The organism is Streptomyces sp. P17 (assembly GCF_032436805.1).
In the GTDB taxonomy this organism is placed as follows: domain Bacteria; phylum Actinomycetota; class Actinomycetes; order Streptomycetales; family Streptomycetaceae; genus Streptomyces.
The window spans coordinates 23831-43207 of sequence record NZ_JAVRBF010000066.1 but is presented as its reverse complement, the minus strand read 5'-3'; the positions used below and the strand labels follow the sequence as shown (position 1 = coordinate 43207).

Annotated in this window: 19 protein-coding genes and 4 pseudogenes; 12 read left to right on the top strand and 11 right to left on the bottom strand. The window is 71.2% G+C overall.

The window, feature by feature from the left end; translation table 11 throughout:
- Positions 1-103 precede the first annotated feature (103 nt).
- The 3 pseudogenes from RMT89_RS33055 to RMT89_RS33045 all read right to left on the bottom strand — a co-directional run.
- Positions 104-370 (bottom strand): annotated as a pseudogene (locus RMT89_RS33055) (VOC family protein); the annotation flags it as partial.
- Between the two features lie 132 nt (positions 371-502).
- Positions 503-1138, bottom strand: a pseudogene (locus RMT89_RS33050) (MFS transporter); the annotation flags it as partial.
- A 4-nt stretch (positions 1139-1142) separates the two neighbouring features.
- Positions 1143-1352 (bottom strand): annotated as a pseudogene (locus RMT89_RS33045) (MarR family transcriptional regulator); the annotation flags it as partial.
- Here RMT89_RS33045 and RMT89_RS33040 point away from each other — a divergent pair.
- The 3 genes and pseudogenes from RMT89_RS33040 to RMT89_RS33030 all read left to right on the top strand — a co-directional run.
- Positions 1351-1857, top strand: a pseudogene (locus RMT89_RS33040) (NUDIX hydrolase); the annotation flags it as partial. The pseudogenes RMT89_RS33045 and RMT89_RS33040 overlap by 2 nt on opposite strands.
- A gap of 42 nt (positions 1858-1899) precedes the next feature.
- Positions 1900-2259, top strand: a complete 360-nt coding sequence (locus RMT89_RS33035; RefSeq protein ID WP_315887425.1) for a DUF779 domain-containing protein — start codon at positions 1900-1902, stop codon at positions 2257-2259.
- A gap of 75 nt (positions 2260-2334) precedes the next feature.
- On the top strand, positions 2335-3570 hold the full coding sequence (locus RMT89_RS33030; RefSeq protein ID WP_315887424.1) for a phosphodiester glycosidase family protein: 1236 nt from the start codon (positions 2335-2337) through the stop codon (positions 3568-3570).
- An 18-nt stretch (positions 3571-3588) separates the two neighbouring features.
- Here RMT89_RS33030 and RMT89_RS33025 read toward each other — a convergent pair whose 3' ends face one another.
- The 6 genes from RMT89_RS33025 to RMT89_RS33000 all read right to left on the bottom strand — a co-directional run bounded on the left by RMT89_RS33025 (position 3589) and on the right by RMT89_RS33000 (position 8825).
- Complete coding sequence (locus RMT89_RS33025) at positions 3589-3783, bottom strand: hypothetical protein (protein ID WP_315887423.1); 195 nt, start codon at positions 3781-3783, stop codon at positions 3589-3591.
- A gap of 110 nt (positions 3784-3893) precedes the next feature.
- Positions 3894-4757 (bottom strand): phosphatidylinositol-specific phospholipase C/glycerophosphodiester phosphodiesterase family protein, encoded by an 864-nt coding sequence (locus RMT89_RS33020; protein WP_315887422.1) that lies wholly within the window; start codon positions 4755-4757, stop codon positions 3894-3896.
- A gap of 180 nt (positions 4758-4937) precedes the next feature.
- Positions 4938-6011 carry an acyl-CoA dehydrogenase family protein gene (locus RMT89_RS33015; protein WP_315887421.1) on the bottom strand — a complete coding sequence of 358 codons (1074 nt, stop codon included), beginning with the start codon at positions 6009-6011 and terminating at the stop codon, positions 4938-4940.
- Positions 6008-7189 (bottom strand): acyl-CoA dehydrogenase family protein, encoded by a 1182-nt coding sequence (locus RMT89_RS33010; protein WP_315887420.1) that lies wholly within the window; start codon positions 7187-7189, stop codon positions 6008-6010. Before RMT89_RS33010 ends, RMT89_RS33015 begins: the two co-directional genes overlap by 4 nt.
- Positions 7186-8151 (bottom strand): NADPH:quinone oxidoreductase family protein, encoded by a 966-nt coding sequence (locus RMT89_RS33005; RefSeq protein WP_315887419.1) that lies wholly within the window; start codon positions 8149-8151, stop codon positions 7186-7188. Before RMT89_RS33005 ends, RMT89_RS33010 begins: the two co-directional genes overlap by 4 nt.
- 98 nt (positions 8152-8249) lie before the next feature.
- Positions 8250-8825, bottom strand: a complete 576-nt coding sequence (locus RMT89_RS33000; protein ID WP_315887418.1) for an XRE family transcriptional regulator — start codon at positions 8823-8825, stop codon at positions 8250-8252.
- Positions 8826-8889: 64 nt separating this feature from the next.
- Between RMT89_RS33000 and RMT89_RS32995 the strand changes: the two genes are divergently transcribed.
- From RMT89_RS32995 to RMT89_RS32960, 8 genes are all read left to right on the top strand, one after another.
- Positions 8890-9807: an NAD(P)/FAD-dependent oxidoreductase gene (locus tag RMT89_RS32995; protein WP_315887417.1), complete on the top strand. Its 918-nt coding sequence runs from the start codon at positions 8890-8892 to the stop codon at positions 9805-9807.
- Between the two features lie 127 nt (positions 9808-9934).
- A complete protein-coding gene (locus tag RMT89_RS32990) occupies positions 9935-11473 on the top strand; it encodes an ATP-dependent DNA ligase (protein WP_315887416.1) in 1539 nt (512 codons plus the stop codon).
- Entirely contained in the window at positions 11470-11931 is a 462-nt protein-coding gene (locus tag RMT89_RS32985) for an NUDIX domain-containing protein (protein WP_315887415.1), read from the top strand. Before RMT89_RS32990 ends, RMT89_RS32985 begins: the two co-directional genes overlap by 4 nt.
- A gap of 69 nt (positions 11932-12000) precedes the next feature.
- Positions 12001-13395: an NADP-dependent succinic semialdehyde dehydrogenase gene (locus tag RMT89_RS32980; RefSeq protein WP_315887414.1), complete on the top strand. Its 1395-nt coding sequence runs from the start codon at positions 12001-12003 to the stop codon at positions 13393-13395.
- 25 nt (positions 13396-13420) lie between these two features.
- A complete protein-coding gene (locus tag RMT89_RS32975) occupies positions 13421-13654 on the top strand; it encodes a DUF6213 family protein (RefSeq protein ID WP_250074178.1) in 234 nt (77 codons plus the stop codon).
- Positions 13655-13804: 150 nt separating this feature from the next.
- On the top strand, positions 13805-14893 hold the full coding sequence (locus RMT89_RS32970; RefSeq protein WP_315887426.1) for a type III polyketide synthase: 1089 nt from the start codon (positions 13805-13807) through the stop codon (positions 14891-14893).
- On the top strand, positions 14890-16104 hold the full coding sequence (locus tag RMT89_RS32965; protein ID WP_315887413.1) for a cytochrome P450: 1215 nt from the start codon (positions 14890-14892) through the stop codon (positions 16102-16104). Before RMT89_RS32970 ends, RMT89_RS32965 begins: the two co-directional genes overlap by 4 nt.
- A gap of 7 nt (positions 16105-16111) precedes the next feature.
- A complete protein-coding gene (locus tag RMT89_RS32960) occupies positions 16112-16633 on the top strand; it encodes a cupin domain-containing protein (protein WP_315887412.1) in 522 nt (173 codons plus the stop codon).
- Positions 16634-16759: 126 nt separating this feature from the next.
- On the opposite strand, the gene RMT89_RS32955 is transcribed toward RMT89_RS32960, so the two are convergent.
- Positions 16760-17986 carry an acyl-CoA dehydrogenase family protein gene (locus RMT89_RS32955; protein ID WP_315887411.1) on the bottom strand — a complete coding sequence of 409 codons (1227 nt, stop codon included), beginning with the start codon at positions 17984-17986 and terminating at the stop codon, positions 16760-16762.
- A 172-nt stretch (positions 17987-18158) separates the two neighbouring features.
- Here RMT89_RS32955 and RMT89_RS32950 point away from each other — a divergent pair, with 172 nt between their 5' ends.
- Positions 18159-18803: a TetR family transcriptional regulator gene (locus tag RMT89_RS32950; protein WP_315887410.1), complete on the top strand. Its 645-nt coding sequence runs from the start codon at positions 18159-18161 to the stop codon at positions 18801-18803.
- Between the two features lies 1 nt (position 18804).
- Here the strand turns inward: RMT89_RS32950 and def are convergent, their stop codons facing one another.
- Positions 18805-19344 carry a peptide deformylase gene (gene def, locus RMT89_RS32945; RefSeq protein WP_315887409.1) on the bottom strand — a complete coding sequence of 180 codons (540 nt, stop codon included), beginning with the start codon at positions 19342-19344 and terminating at the stop codon, positions 18805-18807.
- Between the last annotated feature and the right edge of the window lie 33 nt (positions 19345-19377).

Sequence of the window (19377 nt, the reverse complement as noted above, 5' to 3'; positions counted from 1 at the left end):
CCACCCGCCCAACGGCCCATCCGGCCGGGTCCTGCCCCCCGGGCGGTCACGCGAGCCTGACGCAGGTGAGTTCAGCCGGAGTGAAGGGCTGGGCGCAGGGTGGCGGATCGGCCTGGATGGGGACCCGCGCCGCGACGAGCCGGGCGAGGATCTGATCGAACTCCTCCTCGGAGACGAGGAAGGCGTAGTGCTGGGTCGGGACGTCGTGGCCGACGGTCGCGAAGTCCAGGCTGACGCCGTTGGCGGTGACGACGGGCAGGAACGGCTCGGCCGGTTCGCCGACTTCGAGGCCGAGGATCCCGGCGAGGAAACGGGCCGACTCCTCGCGGTCCCGGCAGGCGACAACGGTGTGGTTGAACTCGACGGACAAGGTGATGCCTCCACAGGCAACTCCGCGGAACCTCCATGCCTCACCCTGCCGGCACCGCCACGCGATGCCGCGACGATCACCCTAAGCAGACGCTCGCCGCCGGGGCCAGCGGTTTTACGCCGTCCGCACCCCTCACTCCGCGGAGCGCCGCAGCCCCGCCGCCGCCACGGCGGCCCCCACCAGACACAGGACACCGGTGAGAACCACGGCGGCATGGACGCCGTTCAGGAACGCCTGCCCGCTGCCCTCCACCACCGCCGCCCGCACGCCTGCCGGCATGTCCGCGGAGACCGGCGCAATGCCCATCGCCACCGCGTCCTTGGCCTCCTGGAGCCTCTCCGCGAGCGCGGACGGTACGCCCGCCGCCGTCAGTTCGCCGGTGAGCGTGGCGCCGGCCTTGGCGCTGATCAGGGACGCCAGCACGGAGGTGCCGAGGGCGCCGCCGATCTGGAGGGTCGTGGCCTGCAGACCGCCCGCCACTCCACCGTCCTGGACGGGGGCGTTGCCGACGATGGCGTCGGAGGACGCGGACAGCACCATGCCGACGCCGAGGCCGAGCGCGACGAAGGGCGGCCACATCGTGGCGTAGGAGGAGTCCGTCTGCCAGGTGAGCATGCCGAAGCAGGCGACGGCCTGGAGCACCATGCCGAGCGGCATCGTGAACCGGGCGCCCAGCCGCTGGGTGAGGGCCGCGCCCAGCGGGGAGGCGACCAGGGAGGCGAGGCTCAGCGGCAGGGTGCGTACGCCCGCCTCGACGGGGGTGAATCCGCAGCGCGACCCGCTTGTCGGAGTCGTCCTGGCGGCGCTCCAGCAGTCCGCGCTCGGTCATCTGCGAGACGAGGGTGCTGACGTTGTTGGGCTTCATCAGCAGCGCCTCGGCCACCTCGCGCACGGTGGCGCCCTCGCGCTGCGCGACGAACCGCAGCAGCGCGAGCTGCCCCTCGGGCGGCTTGGGGTGCGGATAGTCCGCCGCGACCCGGCGCGTCTCCTCCCGCCCCCGCACGCCCCGCCCGCCCGTCCCCCAGACGGCCCTCGGCGTCGGCGCGATCCTCCACGGCCCGCGCGGCCTGCTCCTGGGCCGCCACCGCCACGGCACCTGGGAGCTGCCAGGCGGCATGGTGGAACCCGGGGAGTCGCTCCAGGAGACGGTGGTCCGCGAACTCGCCGAGGAGACCGGCCTCACGGCCCGAGCGGCGGACGTACGCCTCCTCGGCACCCTCCTCGACCAGGTCGGCGGGGTCGTACGGGTCACCGTCGCCGCCCAGGTCACCGCCTGGCACGGCGAGCCGGCCGACCAGCCCGACGAGAAGGTCGGCGACTGGCGCTGGTATCCGCTGGACCGGCTGCCGCAGGAGCTGTTCGTGTGCAGCGCCCAGGCCCTCACCGCCTGGCGCCCCGGCCTGCCGGTCGACCACACACCGGCCCACTTCACCCCGTACGCCAAGCCGTGGTGCAACCCTCTCGCAACCTCCGGTGTGGTGTCCTGACCCGTCCGTGACCCGGATCCGGCTCCCCTGGGGATGGTTGGCATGTACGAGGAGATCCCGCGCGTCGAACTCACGCCCGCGGCGGCCGATCTGCTGCGGCGGCTGCACGCGGCGCACGGCCCGCTGATGTTCCACCAGTCCGGCGGCTGCTGCGACGGCAGCGCGCCCATGTGCTACCCGGAGGGCGAGTTCCGCACCGGCGGCTCGGATGTGCTGCTCGCGGAGCTGTACGTGGACGGCGTCGAGGAGCCGGTCGGCTTCTGGATGTCCCGCAGCCAGTACGAGGCCTGGAGTCACACCCGGCTGATCGTCGACGTGGTCGAGGGCCGGGGCAGCGGTTTCTCGCTGGAGGCGCCCGAGGGGGTGCGTTTCCTCACCCGTTCTCGCGTCGTCGGCGCCTAGCCACCCCGCCGTCCGCCTCGATCTGATGCACTTCCCCTGAGTCCTGGGACAGTTGACGAGCCCTCAGGGGGGACTGTGACACGACGTCAGAAACGGTTCACGGCAGGCAGAACGGCACTGACCTTTCTCACCGCACTCGGCGCGCTGGCCGGTACCGCCCTGGTGGGGGCGGCACCGGCCAGCGGCGTTCCCGACGGCACCCGGCTCGCACCGGGGGTCGTCTACGAGCAGTTCGACATCCAAGGCGCCCGCGGGACCGCGCACGGCCATCTGCTGCGCGTCGACCTGACCAACCCGCACGTCACGCTGGACCTGCTGTACCCGGGGAAGGTGGCCGCACGGGCGCCCGCGTCCCGCCTCGCCGACGCCCAGGGTGCCGTCGCCGGGGTGAACGGCGACTTCTTCAACATCACCGAGACGCAGCACCCGGGTGTCGAGGCGACCGGCGCGAGCGTGGGACCGGCCGTGGCGAGCGGCCGTACGCTCAAGGCGGCCGTGCCGAACGGTCAGCGCTTCGGGCCCGCGCTGCCGCCCGGCACCTCCACCGAGGACGTCATCGGCATGGGCGTGGACCGCCGGGCCCGTCTTGACGACATGGCGCTCACCGGCTCGATCCGCACGGCCACCGGACAGCTCAGGCTCGGCGGGCTCAATCAGTACGCGCTGCCGGAGAACTCCATCGGGGCGTTCACCTCCGACTGGGGTTTCGCCTCCCGGGTGCGCGCGACCTGCGGCACCGACACCGACCGGGCGGCGCCGTGCAGCGACGACACCCATGAGGTGACGATCCGGGACGGCCGGGTGGTGTCGACCGCCGACAGCCCGGGCGGCGGGATCATCGAACCCGGGACCACGGTGCTCGTGGGCCGGGAGGCGGGCGCGCAGGAGCTGCGGAAGTTCGTCACGGGTCAGCCGGTGAAGGTACGGCACAAGCTGGTGGCGGCGGCCTCGCGGGTGGCGTACCGGTTCGCGGTCGGCGGGTATCCGGTGCTCTCCGGTGGGCAGCCGCCGGCCGGCCTGGACAACATCACGTCCGCGGTGCGCAGCGCCATGGGCATCGGGGGCGGTGGGAAGCAGGTGCTGCTGTTCTCGCTGGACGGCGGTTCGGCGTACCGCGGTCTGACCATCGCCGAAATCGCGGACACCATGCGGAAGTTGGGCGCTGTCGACGCCTTCAGCCTGGACGGTGGCGGGTCCTCGACGCTGGTCGCCCGCGCTCCGGGGGCCTCGGCGGTCACGGTCCGCAACCATCCCTCGGGCGGCGCGGAACGCCCCGTCCCGAACGGCATCGGGGTCTTCACGACCCCCTGACGTCGCACCGGGGCGGCCTCACGGTCTCAGACTGCTGACGATGTCGGCGGTGGCGGTGAGGCCGCTCTGGATGGTGGGCGCGATGCTCGTGCCGGCCATGTAGAAGCCGAGCAGCGCGCACACCAGGGCGTGGGAGACCTTCAGCCCGCCGTTGCGCAGGAAGATCACCGCAAGGATCAGGAGCAGCAGCACCACAGAGATGGAAATCGCCATCGTCAACCTCCTCCGCCACGCCGTCACGTCCGGTTCACGGCGTTCGGCCGTAAGTGTGGCGTAGCGGAGGGTTCGTCCGGGCGGCTGACCTGTCCGCCGAACGTGTGGTGTCACGGCCGGTCGTTCGCCTCCAGGAAGGCCTGCAGGCCCGCCAGGTCGTCGGTGTTGAGGTGGTCGACGTCGGCGGCGACGAGTTCGGTCCACAGCGCGTCGCGCTCCGGGCCCGGAAGGTCCGGGGTGGCCCAGAACCGCACCCGCTGCCCCCGGGAGTGCGCCGCCTGCATGATCGTCGTCAGCTTCTGCCGCTCGGCGTCGGGGAAGGCGCCGATGCCCCGCCAGGTGAAGTGGTTTGTCCAGTTGTCGCTGATCAGCGGGATGAACGAGGCGGGGGCGGCGCTGCCGAGGTCGGCGAGCCGGCCGTCGTAGAAGGCGCGGCGCACGCTCTGCGCCTCCATCGGCACGCGGGCGGCCCGGTCGCCGGAGATCACGGCGGTCACCGGGCCGGGGAACACACGGCCGTGGGCATAGGTGGTGAACAGGTGCTTGTACCGCTTGAGATGCCGGTCGAGTTCGAGGTACGTGGAGGAGCCCTCGGTCTTGATGTCGATGAGGAGCTGGAGCGGCCTGCGGTAACCGCGGTACACGGAGCCGTGGTTGGCCTTGACGCGGGCGGCGAGCGGGTCGAGGTAGAGGGACTCCAGGGTGCGCGCGGGGTCGAGGTCCTCGGGGTCGTGGGCGACCAGGAGCTGGTCACCGACGAGGAAGATGTCGGCCTCAAGGCTGCCGAAGCGGTGGTCGAGGGCGTCGAAGAGGGGGCGCGGGTGCTCGTAGTCGTTGTGGGCGTGGGCGCGCCACAACGGGCGCGGGCGGTGCTTCTGTTCGGTGGCGAACGCACTGCCGACGGGCGGGGCGAGGACGCCGGCGAGTGCGGCGCCGACCGTGGTGAGGGCTCTGCGACGAGTGATGAGCGCCATGTTCTGCCTCCCTGTGAGCCGATCTGAACCACAGGGAGTATGAGGCGGTCCGGGCCTCAAGGAACCTGTACATGCCAGGAGTTGGCCGGACTGCCGCCGCCCGTTCACTCCTTCCGCGCAGGCGCACGGAAAAGCCCGCCCCAGGCAGGGCGGGCTTTCCCCGGTGAACTTCGGGGTACGTCAGGGCGCCTGGAGGTCGACCAGTTCGGCCAGCGCCGCCCGGTGGGCGCCCGCGGTGCCGTACGCGATCGAGTCCGCCTTGGCCCGCTTCAGATACAGATGGACCGGGTGCTCCCAGGTCATCCCGATACCGCTGTGCAATTGCAGCGCCTCCTCGGCGGCGTGCACGGCGACGGGCGCCGCGAACGCCTGGGCGACGGCGACCGCCACCTCGGCGTCCGCTCCAGTCGCCAGCGCGTCGGCGGCGTTACGGGCGGCGGCACGCAGGTTGACGACCTCCAGCCACAGCTGGGCGAGCCGGTGCTTGAGCGCCTGGAAGCCGCCGACGGGCCGGTTGAACTGCTTGCGCTCCTTCAGGTAGCGGACGGTCTCGGTCAACGTCCAGTCGGCGAGCCCGAGTTGCTCGGAGGCCAGCAGCCCGGCACCGACGCGCAGGGCCCGGCGTACGGCGGGTTCGGCGTCGCCGAGGCGCCGGCCGGCGGCGCCGTTCAGGGTCACGGTCGCCACGGGCCGGGTCAGGTCCAGGGACACCTGCGGGGTGACGGTCACGGCGTCGGCGTCCACGGCGTACAGCCCGCCGTCGTCCGCGGGCACGAGCAGCACATCGGCGACGACCGCGTCCGCGATGCCGGTCAACTCCCCGTGCAGGGCGCCGTCTTCATGTCGTACGACCTTGCAGGCGGCGCCCGGAGCGAGGTTCAGGGCGACGGCGAGGGCTCCGACGCGGCGGCCGGAGGCGAGCTCGGCCAGGAGGTCGAAGGCGTCACAGGCGAGCAGCGCCTCGGTGGCGACCACCGCGCTGGTGAGGTAGGGCACGGGGGCGACCGCACGGCCCAACTCCTCCAGGACGACGGCGGCTTCGCGGTGCGTGGCGCCCTGGCCGCCGTGCTCCTCGGGGACCAGGAGACCCGCGAGGCCCATGCCGTCGGCGAGCGCCTTCCAGGCCGCCAGGTCGTGGGGCGTGTCGGACTCGGTGCGCGCGATGACGCCGGGCGCGTCGCAGTGGTCGGCGAGCAGGTCCCGGACGGCGGCGCGGAGCGCCTCTTCCTCCTCCGAGTAGAGAAGATCGGTCATCGGGCCAGGTCCTTCCAGGCGACGTCCTTGTCGGTGCGCGGCTCGCTGGGCAGTCCCAGGACGCGCTCGGCGACGATGTTCAGCAGGACCTCGCTGGTCCCGCCCTCGATGCTGTTGCCCTTGGAGCGCAGATAGCGGTAGCCGGCGTCACGGCCGGTGAAGTCCACCAGCTCGGGGCGGCGCATGGTCCAGTCCTCGTACAACAGGCCCTCCTCGCCGAGGAGTTCCACCTCCAGGCCGCTGATCTCCTGGTTGAGGCGGGCGAAGCCGAGCTTCATGCCGGCGCCCTCGGGTCCGGGCTGGCCCTGGACGAGCTGCTGGCGCAGCCGCTCGCCGGTGAGCCGGGCGACCTCGGCGTCGACCCAGAGCTTCAGCAGGCGCTGGTGGAGTTCATGGGTGCGCAGTTCGGGGCGCTCGCGCCAGGTCTTCGAGACCGGGCCGATCATGCCGCCCTCGCGGGGCAGCCGCATACCGCCGATGGCGACGCGCTCGTTGTTCAGCGTGGTCTGTGCGACCTTCCAGCCGTCGCCGACCGCGCCGAGACGGCGGGAGTCGGGGATGCGGACGTCGGTGAGGAACACCTCGTTGAACTCGGCCTCGCCGGTGATCTGGCGCAGCGGCCGCACCTCGACGCCCGGGTCGGTCATGTCGCAGAGGAAGTAGGTGATGCCCGCGTGCTTGGGCACGTCCGCGTCGGTACGGGCGATGAGGATGGCCCAGCGGGCGATGTGGGCGCTGGACGTCCACACCTTCTGCCCGTTGACCACCCAGTCGTCGCCCTCCCGCACGGCGCGCGTACCGAGCGCGGCCAGGTCGGAGCCGGCGCCGGGCTCGCTGAAGAGCTGGCACCAGACCTCCTCGCCCGTCCACAGCGGCCGGAGGTAGCGCCGCGTCTGCTCCTCGGTGCCGTACTTGAGGATCGTCGGTGCGGCCATGCCGAGGCCGATGCCGATCCGGCGGGGGTCGTTGTCGGGGGCGCCGGCCGCCTCCAACTCGGCGTCCACGACGGCTTGGAGGGAGCGCGGGGCACCGAGACCACCTAGGCCTTCGGGGTAGTGCACCCAGGCGAGTCCCGCGTCGAAGCGGGCCCGGAGGAAGTCCAGCCGTTCGGTGCCGGCGGGCGGGTGCGCGGCCAGGAACTCCTGGGTGAGGCTGCGCAGTTCGGCGGCGTCGGTCATGCTGCTCCCTCCGTGACGACGGCGATCCGGCCGGTGGTGACTCCGTCGCCGACGCGCTGCACGGCGGCCGCGGCCCCGCTCAGCGGCACGCGCTCGCTCACCAGCGGCTTGATCGCGCCCCGGGCGGCCAGTTCGGTGAGCTGCTCGTGGCAGTGCTGGACCAGCTTGGGGTTCTTGGTGTTGTACAGGCCCCAGTGCAGACCGAGGATCGAGTAGTTCTTCACCAGCGCGTGGTTGAGCCCCGGGCTGGGAATCGTGCCGCTGGCGAAGCCGACGACCACGATCCGGCCCTCGAAGGCGACGACCTTGGTGGACTGGGTGTACGCCTCGCCGCCGACGGGGTCGTAGATCACATCGGCGCCCCGGCCGCCGGTGGCCTCCTTGACCGCGGCCACCACATCCTCGCTGCGCCGGTCGATCACCACGTCACAGCCCAGCTCCCGGGCGACCGCGGCCTTGTCGGCGCCGCCGACGACACCGATGACGGTGGCCCCGGCCGCCTTGCCGAGTTGTACGGCCGCGCTGCCGACCCCGCCCGCGGCGGCATGCACGAGCAGCGTCTCTCCGGCTTCGAGCCCGGCCCGCCGGTGAAGACCGAACCACCCGGTCTGGTAGCCGATGTGCAGGGCGGCGGCCTCTGCGTCGTCCAGCGAGTCGGGGGCGGGCAGGAGGGCGGCGGCGTCCGCGACGGCGTACTCGGCGAAACCGCCGTACGGCAGCGCGGGGTTGGCGAGCACGCGGCGGCCGTCCTCGGTCTCGCCGCAGATCTCCACGCCAGGGGTGAACGGCAGCGGCGGCCTGACCTGGTAGTGGCCCCGGCACATCAGCACGTCCGGGAAGTTGATGTTGGCGGCACGCACCTTCAGCAGGACCTGGCCGGCACCGGGCGTGGGCCGCTCGACGTCCGCCAGCCGCATCACCTCGCTCGGCTCGCCGTTCTCGTGCACTTGCCATGCCTGCATGCGAAGCCTCCAGGGACTGCGTCGTCTGACCGGGGTCTGTTCGCATACTAAGCGGTCGCTTGCCGATCAGGGAAGGTCCGGCGGAGGTGCGGCCGGCGTCAGGCCTGCTTCGGCCGCGCCCGCACGTGCATCCGCTCCCCCTGCGGCCCGAACAGACTCAGGAACTCCACCGGCCCCTCCCCCGCCGACCCGAACCAGTGCGGCACCCGGGTGTCGAACTCGGCGGCCTCCCCCGCCGTCAGCACCACGTCGTGCTCTCCGAGCACCAGCCGCAGCTTCCCGGAGAGCACGTACAGCCACTCGTAGCCCTCGTGCGTGCGCGGTTCCGGGTCCAGCCTGCGCTGCGGTTCCAGCACCTTGAAAGCCTGCAGACCGCCGGGCTGGCGGGTGAGCGGCCAGTGCGTACGGCCGTAGCGCTCGATCGGCTTGACGCCCCGCACCCGGGGATCGCCGACCGCGGGGGCGCCGACCAGTTCGTCCAGCGCCACCTGGTGGGCCTGCGCGATCGGCAGCAGCAGCTCCAGGCTCGGCTTGCGCAGCCCGGACTCCAGCCGGGAGAGCGTGCTCACCGAGATCCCGGTGGCCTCGGACAGCGCTGCAAGCGTCACCTCCCGCTCCTTGCGCATCTGCTTCAGCCTCGGTCCGACACCTGCCAGGACTTCCTCGGTACTCATGCTCGTATTGCAGATTCGGCAAAGACATTTGTCAAACCCGCGCCTGCGGAGCAACCGTGTCGGTATGACCGAGACATACGAAGTGATCGTGATCGGCGGCGGCGCGGCGGGCCTGTCCGCGGCTCTGGTCCTGGGCCGTGCCCGGCGCCGCACCCTGGTCGTCGACGCCGGCGAGCCGCGCAACGCGCCCTCCGCCCATATGCAGGGCTATCTGTCCCGGGACGGCATGTCCCCGGCCGAGTTCCTGGCGATCGGGCGCGAGGAGATCACCCGCTACGGCGTGGAGCTCGTCCGGGACCGGGCGGTGGATGTCACCGAGGGCTTCACGGTGACTCTGGAGAGCGGCCGCACCGTGCGGGCGCGACGCCTGGTCATCGCCACCGGCCTCAGGGACGAGCTGCCGGACGTGCCGGGGCTCGCCGGGCGTTTCGGACGGGACGCGCTGCACTGCCCGTACTGCCATGGCTGGGAGGTGCGCGACCGGGCCTTCGGGGTGCTCGCGACGAGCCCGATGAGTGTCCACCAGGCGCTGATGGTCTCCCAGTGGTCCAAGGACGTGACGCTCTTCCTGCACGAGGTCGACGAGAGCGAGTTGTCGGACGACGACCTGCGCAGGCTGGCCGCGGCCGGGGTGGAGGTGGTGCCCGGCGCGGTCGCCGAGGTGCTGGTCGAGGACGACCGGCTGACGGGCGTACGCCTCGCGGACGGCTCCTCGCACGCGCGTGAGGTGCTGTTCGTGGCCCCCCGGGCCGTTCCGCAGACGGAGCTGCTTGAGCGGCTGGGCGCGGAGCTGAACGAGACCCCGTTCGGCGCGTATCCGGTGGTCGATCCGACGGGGCTGACGACGGTGCCCGGCGTGTGGACGGCCGGGAACGCGATGGGCTTCGCCGAGCAGGTGATCAACGCGGCGGCGGGCGGGTACCGGGCCGGGGCCACGATCAACGGAGAGTTGCTGATGTCCGACCTGGATGCGACCCCCTGAGGGGCGCGGGGCCGCCTCGGTATGCGGCTCCGCCGCGCGGGCGCGACCAGCCACACCGGGCCCGCGGACGGAAGACGTCCCGTTCCTCCGCGTGTATATCAGCGGAGCGCGTTGCACCATGGGCTGCATGCTGTTGACCCGGCTGGCCCAGGTGTCCCGGGAGGTCGCCGCCACCTCGGCGCGGTCCCGGAAGGTCGCGCTGCTCGCGGAGCTGTTCCGGGACGCGGAGGCGGACGACGTGCCGATCGTCATCCCGTATCTGGCGGGTCGGCTGCCGCAGGGCCGGCTCGGTGTCGGCTGGAAGGTGCTGAGCCGGCCGGTCCCGCCGGCCGTCGAACCGACCCTGACGGTGGCCGGGGTCGACGCCCTGCTCACCGAGCTCGGCAAGGTGTCGGGGGCCGGTGCCCAGGCCGAACGGGCCCGGCTGGTGGGCGAGTTGATGGGCGCGGCAACCGCGGACGAGCAGCGGTTCCTGCTCGGGCTGATCACCGGTGAGGTACGGCAGGGCGCTCTGGACGCGGTGGCCGTGGAGGGCCTGGCCGGGGCGACCGGCGCTCCGGCGGCGGACGTCCGGCGGGCGGTGATGCTGGCCGGCTCGCTGCAGACGGTCGCCGAGGCCCTCCTTACCGACGGTCCCGCCGCGCTCGACCGCTTCCGGCTCACCGTCGGCCGACCGGTCCTGCCGATGCTGGCGCACAGCGCCTCCTCGGTGTCCGAGGCGGTCGAGAAGCTCGGCGCCTGCGCGGTGGAGGAGAAGCTGGACGGCATCCGCGTCCAGCTCCACCGGGACGGTGATGCCGTGCGGGTCTACACCCGCACCCTCGACGACATCACCGACCGCCTGCCCGAACTGACCTCCGCGGCGCTTGAGTTGCGGGGCGACCGGTTCGTCCTCGACGGCGAGGTCATCGCCTTCGACGAGGCGGGGCGGCCCCGCTCCTTCCAGGAGACCGCAGGCCGCGTCGGCTCACGGGTGGACGTGGCGACGGCGGCACGCGCGGTCCCCGTCTCCCCCGTCTTCTTCGACGCGCTCTGCGTCGACGACCGCGACCTCCTGGACCTCCCCTTCGCCGACCGCCACGCGGAACTGTCCCGGCTCGTCCCGGAGCCGATGCGGGTCCGGCGCACCCTGGTGGCCGGGCCCGAGGACGTCCGGCAGGCCGAGGACTTCCTGACCGAGACCCTGGAGCGCGGCCATGAGGGCGTGGTGGTGAAGGCCCTCGGCGCCGCCTACAGCGCGGGCCGGCGCGGCGCGTCCTGGCTGAAGGTCAAGCCGGTGCACACCCTCGACCTGGTCGTCCTGGCCGCCGAATGGGGCCACGGCCGGCGCACCGGCAAGCTCTCCAACCTCCACCTCGGCGCCCGCACCGCCGACGGCTCCTTCGCCATGCTCGGCAAGACCTTCAAGGGCATGACCGACGCGATGCTCACCTGGCAGACGAAGCGCCTGAAGGAGCTGGCGGTCGAGGAGAGCGACTACGTGGTCACCGTACGCCCCGAACTCGTCGTCGAGATCGCCTACGACGGCCTGCAGAAGTCCACCCGCTACCCGGCCGGCGTCACCCTGCGGTTCGCCCGCGTGGTCCGCTACCGGGAGGACAAGCGCCCCGAGGAGGCGGACACCGTGGAGACCCTGCTCGCGGCGCACCCCGAGGTGAGGCCGTGAAGTACAGCGCCGGCCTGCTGCTGTTCCGCCGGACAGGACAGGGCGTCGAGGTGCTCCTCGGCCACATGGGCGGCCCCTTCTTCGCGCGGCGCGACGCGGGGGCCTGGGGTGTGCCGAAGGGCGAGTACGAACCGGAGTCGGAGACCGCCTGGGAGGCGGCCCGGCGCGAGTTCCAGGAGGAGCTCGGACTGCCACCGCCCGACGGTGACGCCGTACCGCTCGGCGAGGCCCGCCAGTCGAACGGCAAGCTGGTCACCGTGTGGGCGATCGAGGCCGACCTCGATCCGGACACCGTCACCCCCGGCACCTTCCTGATGGAGTGGCCCCCGAAGTCGGGCCTGACCGAGGCGTTCCCCGAGCTCGACCGGGTGGCGTGGTTCCCGCTGGACCGGGCGCGGGAGGTGATCGTCAAGGCGCAGGGCGCGTTTCTGGACCGGCTGGCGGAGCACTCGGGCTGAACCGCCGCGTTGCGGCCACCGGCGACGCGCGGGAAGGTCGAAGCACATCAGCTCCCCGGGAGGTCAGTCATGCCCATCGCAACGGTGAACCCGGCGAACGGCGAGACACTCAAGACGTACGAGGCCATGGGCGCCGAGGAGACCGAGCGCCGCCTCCAGCTCGCCGAGGCCACGTTCCGCACATACCGGACGACGACGTTCGCCGAGCGGGCGCGGCTGCTGAACCGGGCCGCGGACCTCCTGGACGAGGACCAGCGGGACATCGCCCGGGTGATGACCACCGAGATGGGCAAGCCGATCAAGCAGGCCCGCGCCGAGGCCGCCAAGTGCGCCAAGGCGATGCGCTGGTACGCCGGACACGCCGAGGCACTCCTCACCGACGAGGAACCCGACGACTCCGACGTTCAGGACTCCGGCGCCTCCCGGGTCCGGGTCCGCTACCGGCCGCTCGGCCCGGTGCTCGCGGTGATGCCGTGGAACTTCCCGCTGTGGCAGGTGGTCCGCTTCGCCGCGCCCGCGCTGATGGCGGGCAACGTCGGTCTGCTCAAGCACGCCTCCAACGTCCCGCAGACCGCGCTGTACCTGGAGGACCTGTTCCACCGGGCGGGCTTCCCGGAGGGCACGTTCCAGACCCTGCTGATCGGCTCCGGCGCGGTCGAGGAGATCCTGCGCGACGAGCGCGTCAAGGCGGCCACGCTCACCGGGAGCGAGCCCGCGGGCCGGGCGGTCGCCTCGGTCTGCGGGGACATGGTGAAGAAGACGGTGCTGGAGCTGGGCGGCAGTGACCCGTACGTCGTCATGCCCTCCGCCGACCTCGACCGGGCCGCCGAGGTCGCGGTCACCGCGCGGGTGCAGAACACCGGGCAGTCGTGCATCGCCGCCAAGCGGTTCATCGTGCACACCGATGTCTACGACGCCTTCGCCGAGCGGTTCACGGCCGGCATGAAGGCGCTGAAGGTCGGCGACCCGATGGAGGAGGACACCGAGGTCGGGCCGCTCTCCACCGAGCAGGGGCGGTCCGATCTGGAAGAACTGGTCGACGACGCCACGCGCAGCGGCGCGACGGTGCTGTGCGGCGGCCACCGGCTGCGCCGGCCCGAACTGCCCGGCTGGTACTACCCGCCGACCGTCCTCGCCGACATCACCCGCGAGATGCGCATCCACCGCGAGGAGGCCTTCGGCCCGGTCGCCACGCTGTACCGCGCGGGCGACCTCGACGAGGCCGTTCTGATCGCCAACGACACACCCTTCGGGCTGAGTTCGAACGTGTGGACGCGCGACGAGGCCGAGGTCGACCGGTTCGTACGGGACCTGGAGGCCGGCAGCGTGTATGTGAACGGGATGACCGCCTCCCATCCGGCGTTCCCGTTCGGCGGGGCCAAGCGGTCCGGGTACGGGCGTGAGCTGTCCGGGCACGGAATCCGCGAGTTCTGCAACATCACGACGGTTTGGCACGGGGCGTGACCGCTGCGCGGCTACCATCCCGTTTGTGAACCGCGAAGTGACCCTGCCTCTGATCGTCGACGACCGCGGGACCTTGCAGGTGGCTGCCGCCGATGTGAGCAAGTTGTTGCGAACCGTGGGTGGGCGGTGGCTGCATCTTGTCGAGGCCGGGGAGGATCTCGATGAGGACACCGTTGCTGCGTTGACCATCGAGCTGGCGAAGCTGGCGGACCGTATCGATGTGGCCTGTATCGCGCACAGCAGTGGCAGCGCTCCGTAGGGGTCGCTCCTTCGTCGCCGGGTGCCGGATCGTCGTGGCTGTTCGCACAGTTCCCCGCGCCCCTGTCGGGGCGCTCACCGTCATCGCGCGTTTGGAGTAGCCCGACGCGAGATCGCCGCGCCCTCGGGTGAAGGTGGACTGGACCACCCTCTGAGGCGAAAGCAGGCACGGTTCATGGCGACTTTGTGCAGACCCTCGGTGTCCGTTCCAGAGCACGTGATCACGATGGAGGAGACGCTGGAACTGGCGCGCTCCCGCCACGCCGACCACCCCCAACTGCCGCTGGCGCTCCGGCTGATCGAGAACACGGGTGTGAAGACCCGGCACATCGTGCAGCCCATCGAGGAGACGCTGAAGCACCCCGGCTTCGAGGAACGCAACAAGATCTATGTGTCCGAGGCGAAGGCCCGGGTCCCCGCCGTCGTCCAGCGGGCGCTCGACGACGCGGAGCTGCTCACCAGCGACATCGACGTGATCATCTATGTCTCGTGCACGGGCTTCATGATGCCGTCGCTCACGGCCTGGATGATCAACGAGATGGACTTCGACGCCACCACCCGCCAGATACCCATAGCCCAGCTGGGCTGTGCGGCAGGCGGCGCGGCGATCAACCGGGCGCACGACTTCTGTACGGCCTATCCCGAGGCCAACGCGCTCATCGTGGCCTGCGAGTTCTGCTCGCTGTGCTACCAGCCCACCGACATCGGCGTCGGCTCCCTGCTCTCCAACGGCCTGTTCGGCGACGGGATCGCCGCGGCCGTGGTGCGCGGCCGGGGCGGCGAGGGCATCGTGCTGGAGCGCAACGGCTCGTATCTGATCCCCAAGACCGAAGAGTGGATCATGTACGACGTCCGGGCCACCGGCTTCCACTTCCTGCTGGACAAGCGGGTGCCGGCCACCATGGAACCGCTCGCCCCGGCGCTCCAGGACCTCGCGGGGCTGCACGGCTGGGACGCCGCTGACCTGGACTTCTACATCGTCCACGCCGGAGGCCCCCGGATCCTCGACGACCTCAGCAAGTTCCTCCAGGTCGACCCGCACGCCTTCCGGTTCAGCCGGGCCACGCTCACCGAGTACGGCAACATCGCCAGCGCCGTCGTCCTGGACGCGCTGCGCCGGCTGTTCGACGAGGGCGGTGCCCAAGACCGGGCGCGCGGGCTGCTCGCCGGGTTCGGGCCCGGCATCACCGCCGAGATGGCTCTCGGCCGCTGGCAGCGCAGGAACGAAGAGGCGGCATGACCGAAGAAACGCTCACCGAGATCCTCCCCCCGATCCGGCACTGGCCGGCGCTCGACCTGACCGGGGTCGACTTCGACCCGGTACTGACCGAGCTGATGCGGGAGGGACCCATCACCCGGATCCAGCTGCCCAACGGCGAGGGCTGGGCCTGGCTGGTCACCCGGTACGACGACGTGCGCATGGTGACCAACGACCCCCGGTTCAGCCGCGAGGCCGTCATGGACCGGCCGGTCACCCGGCTCGCCCCGCACTTCATCCCGGCCCGCGGCGCGGTCGGCTTCCTCGACCCGCCCGACCACACCCGGCTGCGCCGCTCGGTGGCCGCCGCGTTCACGGCCAAGGGCGTGGAGCGCATCCGCGACATGTCCCGACGGATGCTGGACGACCTGGTCGACGAACTGCTCCATGACGAGCCCCCCGCCGACCTCACCGCGACGGTCCTCTCCCCCTTCCCCATCGCGGTGATCTGCGAGCTGATGGGCGTGCCGGCCGCGGACCGCCACATCATGCACACCTGGACCCAGCTGATCCTTTCCTCCGCGCACGGCGCGGACGTCAGCGAGAAGGCGAAGAACGAGATGGGTGCCTACTTCGCCGATCTCATCGGGCTCAGGGAAGACAGCTCCGCCGAGGACGTCACCTCCCTGCTCGGCGCCGCCGTGGGCAAGGGCGAGGTGACGCTGGAGGAGGCCGTGGGGCTCGCGGTGCTCCTGCAGATCGGCGGCGAGGCGGTCACCAACAACAGCGGGCAGATGTTCTACATCCTGCTGACCCGCCCCGACCTCGCCGAACGTCTGCGCACCGAGCCGGAGATCCGGCCCCAGGCCATCGACGAGCTGCTGCGCTACATCCCGCACCGCAACGCGGTGGGCCTGTCGAGGATCGCCACGGAGGACGTGGGCATCCAGGGCGTACGGATCCGCGCCGGAGACGCGATCTATGTGTCCTACCTGGCCGCAAACCGTGACCCGGACGTCTTCCCGTTCCCCGAGACGATCGACTTCTCGCGCTCGCCGAACCCGCATGTGTCCTTCGGCTTCGGTCCGCACTACTGCCCCGGCGGCATGCTGGCGCGCATGGAGTCGCAGCTCCTGGTCGACGCGCTGCTGGACCGGCTGCCGGGGCTGAAGCTGGCCGTGCCGCCGGAGAAGGTGCCGTTCAAGAAGGGCGCGTTGATCCGCGGGCCCGAGGCCCTGCCCGTGACGTGGTGAGCGGCCGATGACGGCGACGGAAGGGCTGCTGGTGCCGCCGGGTCACGGCCGGGTCGTCCAGACCCCGGCCCAGCATGTGACCTTCAAGGTCACCGGCTCGCACTCCCGCATGGCGTCCACGTTCGAGGTGATCGTGCCCCCCGGCTTCGACGTGGGCGCCCATGTGCACACCCGCAGCGAGGAGTTGTTCTACGTACTCGAAGGCGAGCTGGACGTGCTCGCCTTCGAGCCGAGAATCCGGACCCCCGACAACTGGCAGCGCTGGGAGTCCGGTTCGGGAAACCGGGTGGTACGCGCGACACCGGGCACGGTGATCGTCGTACCGCCCGGCTGCCCGCACGCCTTCGCGAACCCGACGGACGAGCCCGCGAAGATGTTCTTCCAGGCGAGCCCGCCGCCGGACCACGAGCGCTATTTCGAGGAGCTGCTGGAGATCCTGGGCAACGGGGGCCCGCCGGATCACGCGGCGATCGAGGAACTGCGGAGCCGGTACGACATCCAACAGCTCACGCCACTCCGGCATCGGTGACCCACCCAGGGGCGCGGGGCTGTTTCGATGTGCGGCTCCGCCGCGTGGACGCGACCAGCCCCCACGCACCAGCAGCAGCAGCAGCAGCAGCAGCAGCAGCAGCAGCAGCAGCAGCAGCAGCGAAACCTAGCGGATGGCCGTCCCCGAGAGCGTCCGAGCAATCACCAAGCGCTGGATCTCGCTGGTGCCCTCGAAGATCGTGTAAATCGCCGCGTCCCGGTGCATCCGCTCCACCGGGTACTCCCGGGTGTAGCCGTTGCCGCCCAGGATCTGGATCGCCTGGCCCGTGACCTTCTTGGCCGTCTCGCTCGCGAACAGCTTCGACATCGAGCCTTCGGCCGCGGTGAACGGCTTGCCGTTGACGGCCATCCAGGACGCCCGCCACACCAGCAGCCGCGCCGCGTCGATGGAGGTACGCATGTCGGCGAGCTGGAAGGCGACGCCCTGGTTGTCGATGATCGGACGGCCGAACTGCTCACGGGTGATCGCGTAGTCCAGGGCCACCTCGTACGCGGCCCGGGCGGTGCCCACCGCCATCGCACCGACGGCCGGGCGCGACGCCTCGAACGTGGCCATCGCCGCGTTCTTCAACCGCTCGCCGCCGCTCTTGGCCCGCTCCCGGGCCCGGGCAAGGCGCTCGTCGAGCTTCTCCTTGCCGCCGAGCAGGCAGGAGCCGGGGACGCGGACGTTCTCCAGGACGACCTCGGCGGTGTGCGAGGCGCGAATGCCGTGCTTCTTGAACTTCTGGCCCTGGGACAGACCCGGCGTGTTCGGCGGGACGATGAAGGACGCGTGGCCCTTGGAGCCGAGCTCGGGGTCGACGACCGCGACGACGACATGGACGTTGGCGATGCCGCCGTTGGTCGCCCAGGTCTTCGTGCCGTTGATCACCCACTCGTCCCTGGCCTCGTCGTACACGGCACGCGTGCGCATGGAGGCGACGTCGGAACCGGCGTCGGGCTCGGAGGAGCAGAACGCGGCGACCTTGACATCGTTGGCGTCGCCGTACATCTGGGGGATCCAGGTGCCGATCTGCTCCTCGGTGCCGTTGGCGAGGACGCCGACGGCGGCGAGGCCGGTGCCGACGATGGACAGGGCGATGCCCGCGTCGCCCCAGAACAGCTCCTCCATGGCCATCGGGATACCGAGGCCGGTGGGGTCGAAGTACTGCTGGGCGTAGAAGTCGAGGGAGTAGATGCCGACCTTCGCGGCCTCCTGGATGACCGGCCAGGGAGTCTCCTCACGCTCGTCCCATTCGGCAGCCGCGGGGCGGATCACATCGGCGGCGAAACCGTGCAGCCAGTCCCGGACCTCCTTCTGTTCGTCGTTGAGCTCCATGGTGAACTCGGCCATGTCCCCTCCAGCGGCAGCGCACGTGCATGTTACTTGCGGTAACCGCAGTCTGTTACCCGCGGGTAGGAAAAGTCAACTCCTGATGACCGGTCGGCAGCCCGTTCGATGTCAGCAGCGTGTTGAGTGTTAGTTTGCGCAGGCGTCACCGAAACAGCACGGGTGGGGAGAGCACATGGACACCACACAGCGGACCGAGCAGCAGCGGTCCGCGGACCGCCGTCGGCGCGAGCTGCTGGAGGCCGCCGACCGGGTGGTGCTGCGCGACGGCCCGCAGGCCTCGATGAACGCCATCGCGGCGGAGGCCGGCATCACCAAGCCGATCCTCTACCGGCACTTCGGTGACAAGGGAGGACTTTACGCGGCTTTGGCCAAGCGGCACACCGACGCGTTGCTGGACTCCCTGCGGGCCGCGCTGGACGCGCCGGCGGAGAGGCGGGAGCGGGTGGAGGCCACGCTGGACACCTACTTGGCCGCGATCGAGGCACGGCCTCAGGTCTACCGGTTCCTGATGCATCCGGCCGAGGGCGGGCAGACCGCGGACCAGGGCTTCGACGTCGGCAAGCACTCGGCTCCGCTGCTGCGGCGGATGGGCGAGGAGTTGGCGCAGGTCATCGAGGAGCGGCTGGATCTCGGGCCGGGGAGTCAGCAGTTGGCCCGCGTGTGGGGCCACGGGATCGTCGGGATGATGCACGCGGCCGGGGACTGGTGGCTCGGCGAACGGCCTTGTTCCCGGCCCGAGTTGGTGCGGAGCCTGGCGGATCTGTTGTGGGGCCGCCTTGCGGCGGCCGGCGACAAGATGGGCGGCCCTGGTTTCTGAGTCAGCCGCTCCAGGAGGCTCGCGACACCTGGCGCATCAGCCTCCTGTGCCGCCACCCCGTCACACGGTCCGCGTACACCTTCCCCTCCACGTGGTCGCACTCATGCTGCAAACACCTCGCGAAGAAACCCGTACCGTGCACCGTCACCGGTTCGCCCGTCACCGTGAACCCCTCGACCACGGCGTGGTCGTAACGCTCCGTCCCCGCCTCAAGACCCGGCAGGGACAGACAGCCCTCGGGACCCCGGATCACCACCCCGTCGGCCTCCACCAGCCGCGGGTTCACCACATGGCCCAGATGCCGTACGTCCTCGTCATCAGGGCAGTCGTAGACGAACACCCGCAAGGGCTCGCCGACTTGGCTCGCCGCGAGGCCCACGCCCTGCGCCGCGTACATCGTCGCGAACATGTCGTCGACGAGCCTCGCCAGTTCGGGACCGAAGTCGGTGACCTCCTTGGCGGGGGTGTGCAGGGCCGGGTCGCCGAGCAGGGTGAGGGGCCGGACACGCCCATGGGCGCCCGGAATCGAGCCGTGTCGCATGGGCGCAAGAGTACGGCCGATTCGGGAGTGCGA

Bases quoted from the DNA above. Each gene is read 5' to 3' on its own strand.
- RMT89_RS32995 (WP_315887417.1), top strand. From the start codon at position 8,890: ATGACCGAGACATACGAAGTGATCGTGATCGGCGGCGGCGCGGCGGGC.
- RMT89_RS32965 (WP_315887413.1), top strand. From the start codon at position 14,890: ATGACCGAAGAAACGCTCACCGAGATCCTCCCCCCGATCCGGCACTGG.
- RMT89_RS33005 (WP_315887419.1), bottom strand. From the start codon at position 8,151: ATGCAGGCATGGCAAGTGCACGAGAACGGCGAGCCGAGCGAGGTGATG.
- RMT89_RS32980 (WP_315887414.1), top strand. From the start codon at position 12,001: ATGCCCATCGCAACGGTGAACCCGGCGAACGGCGAGACACTCAAGACG.
- RMT89_RS32960 (WP_315887412.1), top strand. From the start codon at position 16,112: ATGACGGCGACGGAAGGGCTGCTGGTGCCGCCGGGTCACGGCCGGGTC.
- RMT89_RS33020 (WP_315887422.1), bottom strand. From the start codon at position 4,757: ATGGCGCTCATCACTCGTCGCAGAGCCCTCACCACGGTCGGCGCCGCA.
- def (WP_315887409.1), bottom strand. From the start codon at position 19,344: ATGCGACACGGCTCGATTCCGGGCGCCCATGGGCGTGTCCGGCCCCTC.
- RMT89_RS32990 (WP_315887416.1), top strand. From the start codon at position 9,935: ATGCTGTTGACCCGGCTGGCCCAGGTGTCCCGGGAGGTCGCCGCCACC.
- RMT89_RS33010 (WP_315887420.1), bottom strand. From the start codon at position 7,189: ATGACCGACGCCGCCGAACTGCGCAGCCTCACCCAGGAGTTCCTGGCC.
- RMT89_RS32955 (WP_315887411.1), bottom strand. From the start codon at position 17,986: ATGGCCGAGTTCACCATGGAGCTCAACGACGAACAGAAGGAGGTCCGG.
- RMT89_RS32950 (WP_315887410.1), top strand. From the start codon at position 18,159: ATGGACACCACACAGCGGACCGAGCAGCAGCGGTCCGCGGACCGCCGT.
- RMT89_RS33000 (WP_315887418.1), bottom strand. From the start codon at position 8,825: ATGAGTACCGAGGAAGTCCTGGCAGGTGTCGGACCGAGGCTGAAGCAG.
- RMT89_RS33025 (WP_315887423.1), bottom strand. From the start codon at position 3,783: ATGGCGATTTCCATCTCTGTGGTGCTGCTGCTCCTGATCCTTGCGGTG.
- RMT89_RS33015 (WP_315887421.1), bottom strand. From the start codon at position 6,011: ATGACCGATCTTCTCTACTCGGAGGAGGAAGAGGCGCTCCGCGCCGCC.
- RMT89_RS33035 (WP_315887425.1), top strand. From the start codon at position 1,900: ATGTACGAGGAGATCCCGCGCGTCGAACTCACGCCCGCGGCGGCCGAT.